At 72.7% G+C, this 5,308-nt stretch carries 5 protein-coding genes and 1 pseudogene; 3 read left to right on the forward strand and 3 right to left on the reverse strand.

Annotated features, from left to right (window positions below; all coding sequences use genetic code 11):
• The 3 genes and pseudogenes from FREUN1FDRAFT_RS37720 to FREUN1FDRAFT_RS37730 form a co-directional block, all read left to right on the forward strand.
• A pseudogene (locus FREUN1FDRAFT_RS37720) lies at window positions 1–208 on the forward strand (transposase); the annotation flags it as partial.
• An 846-nt stretch (window positions 209–1,054) separates the two neighbouring features.
• A complete protein-coding gene (locus tag FREUN1FDRAFT_RS37725; protein WP_157475808.1) occupies window positions 1,055–1,867 on the forward strand; it encodes a mechanosensitive ion channel family protein in 813 nt (270 codons plus the stop codon).
• Window positions 1,864–2,367 (forward strand): hypothetical protein, encoded by a 504-nt coding sequence (locus FREUN1FDRAFT_RS37730; RefSeq protein ID WP_198144582.1) that lies wholly within the window; start codon window positions 1,864–1,866, stop codon window positions 2,365–2,367. Before FREUN1FDRAFT_RS37725 ends, FREUN1FDRAFT_RS37730 begins: the two co-directional genes overlap by 4 nt.
• On the opposite strand, the gene FREUN1FDRAFT_RS37735 is transcribed toward FREUN1FDRAFT_RS37730, so the two are convergent.
• From FREUN1FDRAFT_RS37735 to FREUN1FDRAFT_RS47235, 3 genes are all read right to left on the reverse strand, one after another.
• Window positions 2,354–4,438 carry a serine/threonine-protein kinase gene (locus FREUN1FDRAFT_RS37735; protein WP_006545704.1) on the reverse strand — a complete coding sequence of 695 codons (2,085 nt, stop codon included), beginning with the start codon at window positions 4,436–4,438 and terminating at the stop codon, window positions 2,354–2,356. The two genes, FREUN1FDRAFT_RS37730 and FREUN1FDRAFT_RS37735, sit on opposite strands and share 14 nt — an antisense overlap.
• A 285-nt stretch (window positions 4,439–4,723) precedes the next feature.
• The gene (locus FREUN1FDRAFT_RS37740) at window positions 4,724–5,089 is read right to left on the reverse strand and encodes an LppP/LprE family lipoprotein (protein ID WP_006545705.1); all 366 of its coding nucleotides are present in this window, start codon (window positions 5,087–5,089) and stop codon (window positions 4,724–4,726) included.
• Window positions 5,086–5,308, reverse strand: a 223-nt coding sequence (locus FREUN1FDRAFT_RS47235; RefSeq protein WP_232295608.1) for a hypothetical protein, incomplete at its 5' end; no start/stop codon positions are given. The genes FREUN1FDRAFT_RS47235 and FREUN1FDRAFT_RS37740, both read right to left, overlap by 4 nt.

A 5,308-nucleotide genomic window follows, 5' to 3' on the forward strand; every position in this document is an offset into this window, starting at 1 on the left:
CGCGGCCCGGGGAAGGTCCTGCCGGTCGCAGTCACCCGAGGGGGTCTACCAGGAGATCTGGGGCTACCTGCTCACCCACCACGCGATCGCCGCGCTGATCTGCGCGGCCGCGACCGCCGCCGGGATCGACCCCGACCGGGTCCGGTTCACCCGGACCGTGAGAGTTCTCCGCCGGCAGGTCGCTGACCCGCCGGCCTTTTCCCCCTGACCAGCAGGAACACGCCCTCACCCTGATCACCACGGACATCACCCGACCCGCGAAACTCACCCGGCACCGCGAACGCACCTACCCTCGCGCGGTGCGACGCGCCGGCCCGCACCGCTACCCGGTGAAGAAATCCCGCCAGCGCGGTAGGCGTCACTCCGCCCCGCCCACGATCAGGCTCGCCAACCCTGTAGAACCCCAGGCAGCAGCTTGATCAAAATAGGCTAAGTGGCATTAGGGCAAGATCTGAGGATTTCGGTCGTCGGCGCGACCAGAATCCTCAGATCATTCGAGCTGCGGATGCGGGCTGTAATTGCTGTCTGGCAAGGCTTGAGGATCTCGGTCGTTGGAGCGACCAGAATCCTCAAATCTTCCGAGCGGCGGCTACGAACTGCCGTCGCCGGCCGCCGTCGCCGCCGAGCAAGACCACAGGATCCAGGCCACCATTTTGGTCGGGCGGCCCGGGGTTCAACCGTCAGCGGCGATCTCAGTCGTACCGCCCGCGGTAGGCCATAAGCAAGATAGTCAACGATGTTGACGATCGGCCACGCGCATTTTCGATCTTGAATCTATCGTTGTCCGGGTGCTTGTCCGGCCGCCCGTCGTGGTGCGGAGGCTTCGGGCTTTTTCGACCATCCCGAGATCGGTCATCCGACGGGTGGCCGGTCGCGCGAGTCCCGTCGCAGGGGCGGGGGGCGGCGGCCTGGCACTGATGGCGGGGCTGACGCGCGGCGCGCAGGTAGGTTCGGACGTGTGCGGACAATTCAGACGGATCAGACGGAACGCCTGGCCGCCGCACCCCTGACGGACATCTCGGAGTGGGCTCGCGGTCAGGGCCTGGAGATCGTCATGATCGTGATCGGGGCGGTCCTGCTGACCCGGTTCGCGAACTGGGCGGGTGCCCGGGTCGAACGTCGCATCGACGCGCGGGCCCTGGTGACCGACGGGGCGGTCCGCTCCGAGACGACCAAGCACCGGCACGCCGTCGTGCAGGTCCTGACGTGGGTGACGCTGGTGCTCGTCTACTGCGTCGCGGTCATGCTGGTGCTGCGGCGGCTCGGCGTGCCGCTGACCGGGATCGTCGCGCCGGCGACGGTGCTCGGCGTGGCGCTCGGCTTCGGTGCCCAGCGGATCGTGCAGGACGTCCTCGCCGGCTTCTTCATGGTCGCCGAACGACAGTACGGCTTCGGTGACCTCGTCCGCCTGGTCGTGCAAGGCTCGCCGACCGCGATCACGGGGACGGTGGAGGAGGTCACGTTGCGGATCACCCGGGTCCGGACACCGAACGGGGAGGTCGTGATCACGCCGAACGGGCAGATCGTCCAGGTCGTCAACCTCTCCCGGGACTGGGCCAGGGCGGTCATCAACGTCCCGATCCCGTCCAGCGTGGACGTCGCGACGGTCACCGACGTGCTGACCGAGGTCGGTGTCGACGCGTACGCCGACGAGGCGCTGCACGGCCTGCTGCTGGACGAGCCGACCGTGATGGGCGTCGAAAGCCTCGACCTCGACCAGTTCAAGGTCCAGATCGTCGCGCGCACCCTGCCGGGCAAGCAGTTCGAGGTCGGCCGGGCGCTGCGGGCCAGGATCAGCGGCGCGCTGCTGCGGGCCGGCATCCACATCCCCGCCGTCCTCGACACTGCCCCGCCGACCGCCTCGTGAGACGTCCGACCATGCGACTCCCGATGCGTCTGCCGATGCGCCACTCGACGGCGCTGCTGACCGCCGCGCTGATCGGCGTGTTCGTCCTCTACGTGTTCGTGCGGCCGCGGTCGTTGCCGGCGTCGCGCTCCTACGACGCGGCGGTCGAGCAGGCCAGGACCGAGCTCCGACGAGAGCAGCAACAGCTCGCCTCATCGAGCCCGACCGCGACGCCGACACCGACATCGCGGCCGCGCACGTCGGCGGTGCCCACGGCATCCTCGGCATCCGGTTCGCCCGGCGACCAGGCCAGCGCCGATCCGACGCCGGCGGTGTCGCCGGGCCCGAGCCTCACCCCGTCCGCCGCGGGTTCCGGCCCCGCCGCGCCGGGGGCCGAGAACACCGCGAGCCCGTCGGCGTACCCTCGCGCGCCGGCGTCCAGCGTGGCGGGCTTCGGCGCCTCCGCCGCGCCGGCCACGACACCGACGCCGGCCTCGCCACCGGCGGTCAGCAGGGGCTGATGGTGGCGTTGGTGGCGAGCTCGTCCACCCGTCCGTTGGAGGGGCACGGGGTCGAGGTCGGCTTCGGTGAGCTGCTCGTGCTCGTCGGCGCCGGGGCGTCGGGGGTGGGGGAGACGCTGCCGGTCGGGGAGGCCTGCGGCGCGGGCTGGGTGCGCGGGTCGTCGGGCTGACCGGCGTCGTGGCCGGGGCCCGTGCCCGGCTCGTCGGCCATGGCAAGCTCGTCCGGCCATCCACCGGGACGGCTCGTGTGCGCCGCGGCGAGCGTGACGACCGCGGCAGGCTGGGACGTCGGTGTGAGCACGGGGCTTGGCGTGACGCCCAGCGACGAGGACGGCTCCGGGGTGGGTGAACCTGGGCTGCCCTCGGCGCGCTGGCTGTCCATGGCGGTCAGCGCGACGACGGCTCCGACGACGATCCCGACCGCGACGACGGCGGCGATCATGGCGGCCCGGTCCCGTCGCCGGGTGGCGGTCAGTTTCGCCAGCCACAGCCGTGCCGCCGGCGGCCAGCCGGCCCACAGCGGCTGGCCGTCTCCGTCCGCGCCGGCGAGAACCCGCTGGGAGGCCCGCGACGGGGCGCCCGGGTCATGCGGGTCGGCCGTGGCGGCCTTGGCAGTGCCGGCCGTGGGAACTCCGCCCGTCGGCACCGTGGGCCGGGCCCCGCCCGCCGACTTGGCAGGCTTGGCTGCCGTGCCCGCCGAGCTTGCGGCGGCCGGTTTGCTGGCAGATTTGGTTCCCGCTGTGGCCGGCTTGGCGCCGGTCGCCGTGCTGGTGCCGGTGCCGGTGCCGGCCGCGGTGCCGATGGCGTCGTGGGCCGGCGCGGTGGCGCCGGTGCGTGGCCGGATCGACGGGTCGGTGACCTCGTTTCGCGGGTCGATCAGGCCGGTCAGCCTTGGCACCGGGATGGTGCCGAGCGAGGAGTCCCCGCCGGGCGGCTCCTCCCAGAACGGGAGGTCAGGCCGGGCTGTCAATGGCTGGGTGGGCCGGTCGACGGCGCGCGGCCCAGCCCGGCCGGCCGCCGCGGCCGCCCCGACCGCGGGTGTCCGTGCGCCACCGGAACGGCTGGTTCCGCCGCCGTGGCCGCCCCCGCCAGCTGCGGCAGTCCCGCCAGTCCCGCCAGCGCCACCGGTCTGGCCGCCTCCGCCGAGCGCGCCTGGTGCGTCCGGCGGACGCGGAGCCGGCGCGGCCGGCGCGTGCGGATCCCACTGCCAGGAGGTCTGCGCGTTCGCGGCGACCCGGGACGGATCCGGGACGCCGTCGCCCGCGACGTCGGAGACGAGGCCGCGGACCAGCTCCACCGCGGTCGGCCGGTCCTCCGGCCGGCGGGACAGGGTCGCCCGCACCGCGCCCATCAGGTTCGCCGGGACCCCGGCGAGGTCGGGTTGTTCGTCGCGGTGCAGCACGGTCAGCACGTCCGCCGGGTCGCCGGTGCCGAACGGGGGATGGCCGGTCGCCGCGTAGGTGACGCAGGCTCCCCAGGCGAACACGTCGGCGGCCGGGGTGGCGCGCTCGCCGCGCAGCTGTTCGGGGGCCATCCACGACGGTGTGCCGACGAGGATGCCGGTGTGCGTGTGGGTCGGTGTGCCGCTGGCCCGGGCGATACCGAAGTCGATCACCTTCGGTCCGTCCCAGGCGAGCAGGATGTTGGTCGGCTTGAGATCGCGGTGGACGACCCCGACCGAGTGGATGGCGACGAGCGCGTCGGCGAGGCCCACCCCGAAGCCGTGCAGGAGCCGCCGCTCCAGCGGGCCGTGCCGGATGACCGCGTCGGCGAGGCTGGTGCCTTCGACGTACTCGACGGCCATCCAGGGCGAGCTCGCGTCGGGGTCGGCGTCGACGACGGCTGCGACGGCACGGCCGCGTACCCGGCGGGCGGCTTCCACCTCGCGGCGGAACCGGGCGCGGAACTCCGGGTCGCCGGCCAGGCCCTCGGCGGGCACCTTCACGGCGGCGGCCCGCCCCTCGGCGGTGAAGCCGAGGTAGACCGAGCCCATGCCGCCGGCGCCGATCCTGTTGTGGATCTCGAACGGGCCGATGCGCCGAGGGTCCCCCGCCACCAGCGGTGTCAGCACCGTTCCCCCTCGCGACCGGCCCGGGTGGGCTGGGATGTCTGTCCTGGCACTCGCTACTGGCTACTCACTACTGACTACCGGCTACTGCCCTGGGCACCCTCGAACGAGTACCCGCGATGTCGCGAGCGGTCCGTTTCCGTTCGACTCGGTCCGATGTATCACCATCCCAACATCGGTACCCGAATAGCGGTAGGCCCGTCCGGGTGGCTTCGTTGTGCTGGTCACATTTTTTTGGCCTAAAGGTGACTTTTTGCCGTGTTGCGTTTGTCTGGGGTGCGGGATGGGTCAACGATGATCCGGTAGCGCCGGGTCCACGGTCGGGATCGGGTCGCGGGGGTCCAGCCCGGTTCCGTTCCAGCGGTACCGCACGACCGCCGAACCGGTGGGCGTCGAACCACCCGCGGGGTAGGTCCGGTACGTCACCGCGGCCTCGACGGATGACAGCGGCTGCACGCTGATGCTCGTGCTCGGATCCCGTGTGTCGGTGCCCTGGTACTCCCCGTCGGCGAAGACGAACGCGATCTCCTGGTGCCGGCCGCCGTACTCCCGGGTACCGCGCACCAGGTTCAGCATCCGTTGCGGGTCGTAGGAGCCCATGTCGGGGATGTAGCCCTCCCTCCGGACGACGCGAGCCGCCTCGGTGGCGGTCATGATCCGCGCGGGTCGGCTCGTGGTCGCCGAGGCCGACGGCCCGGTCGCGGAGCCCGCAGGGCTGCCCGTCGCGGACGGGCTGCCCGGGGAACCGGGGTGGGCGTCGGAGTGCTGGGCGTGTCGCTGGCGTGGTTGCGGTGTGACATCAGCAGCGCGCCGCCGACCGCGCCCCCGGCGGCCAGCAGCAGCCCCAGCGCGAGGAGCGCGGCGGCGGGCAGC

The sequence above is a fragment of the Parafrankia sp. EUN1f genome (assembly GCF_000177675.1).
Lineage (GTDB): Bacteria > Actinomycetota > Actinomycetes > Frankiales > Frankiaceae > Parafrankia.

Coding starts and splice junctions, on each gene's coding strand:
- FREUN1FDRAFT_RS37725 (WP_157475808.1), top strand. CDS start 1,055: ATGATCGTGATCGGGGCGGTCCTGCTGACCCGGTTCGCGAACTGGGCG.
- FREUN1FDRAFT_RS37740 (WP_006545705.1), bottom strand. CDS start 5,089: ATGACCGCCACCGAGGCGGCTCGCGTCGTCCGGAGGGAGGGCTACATC.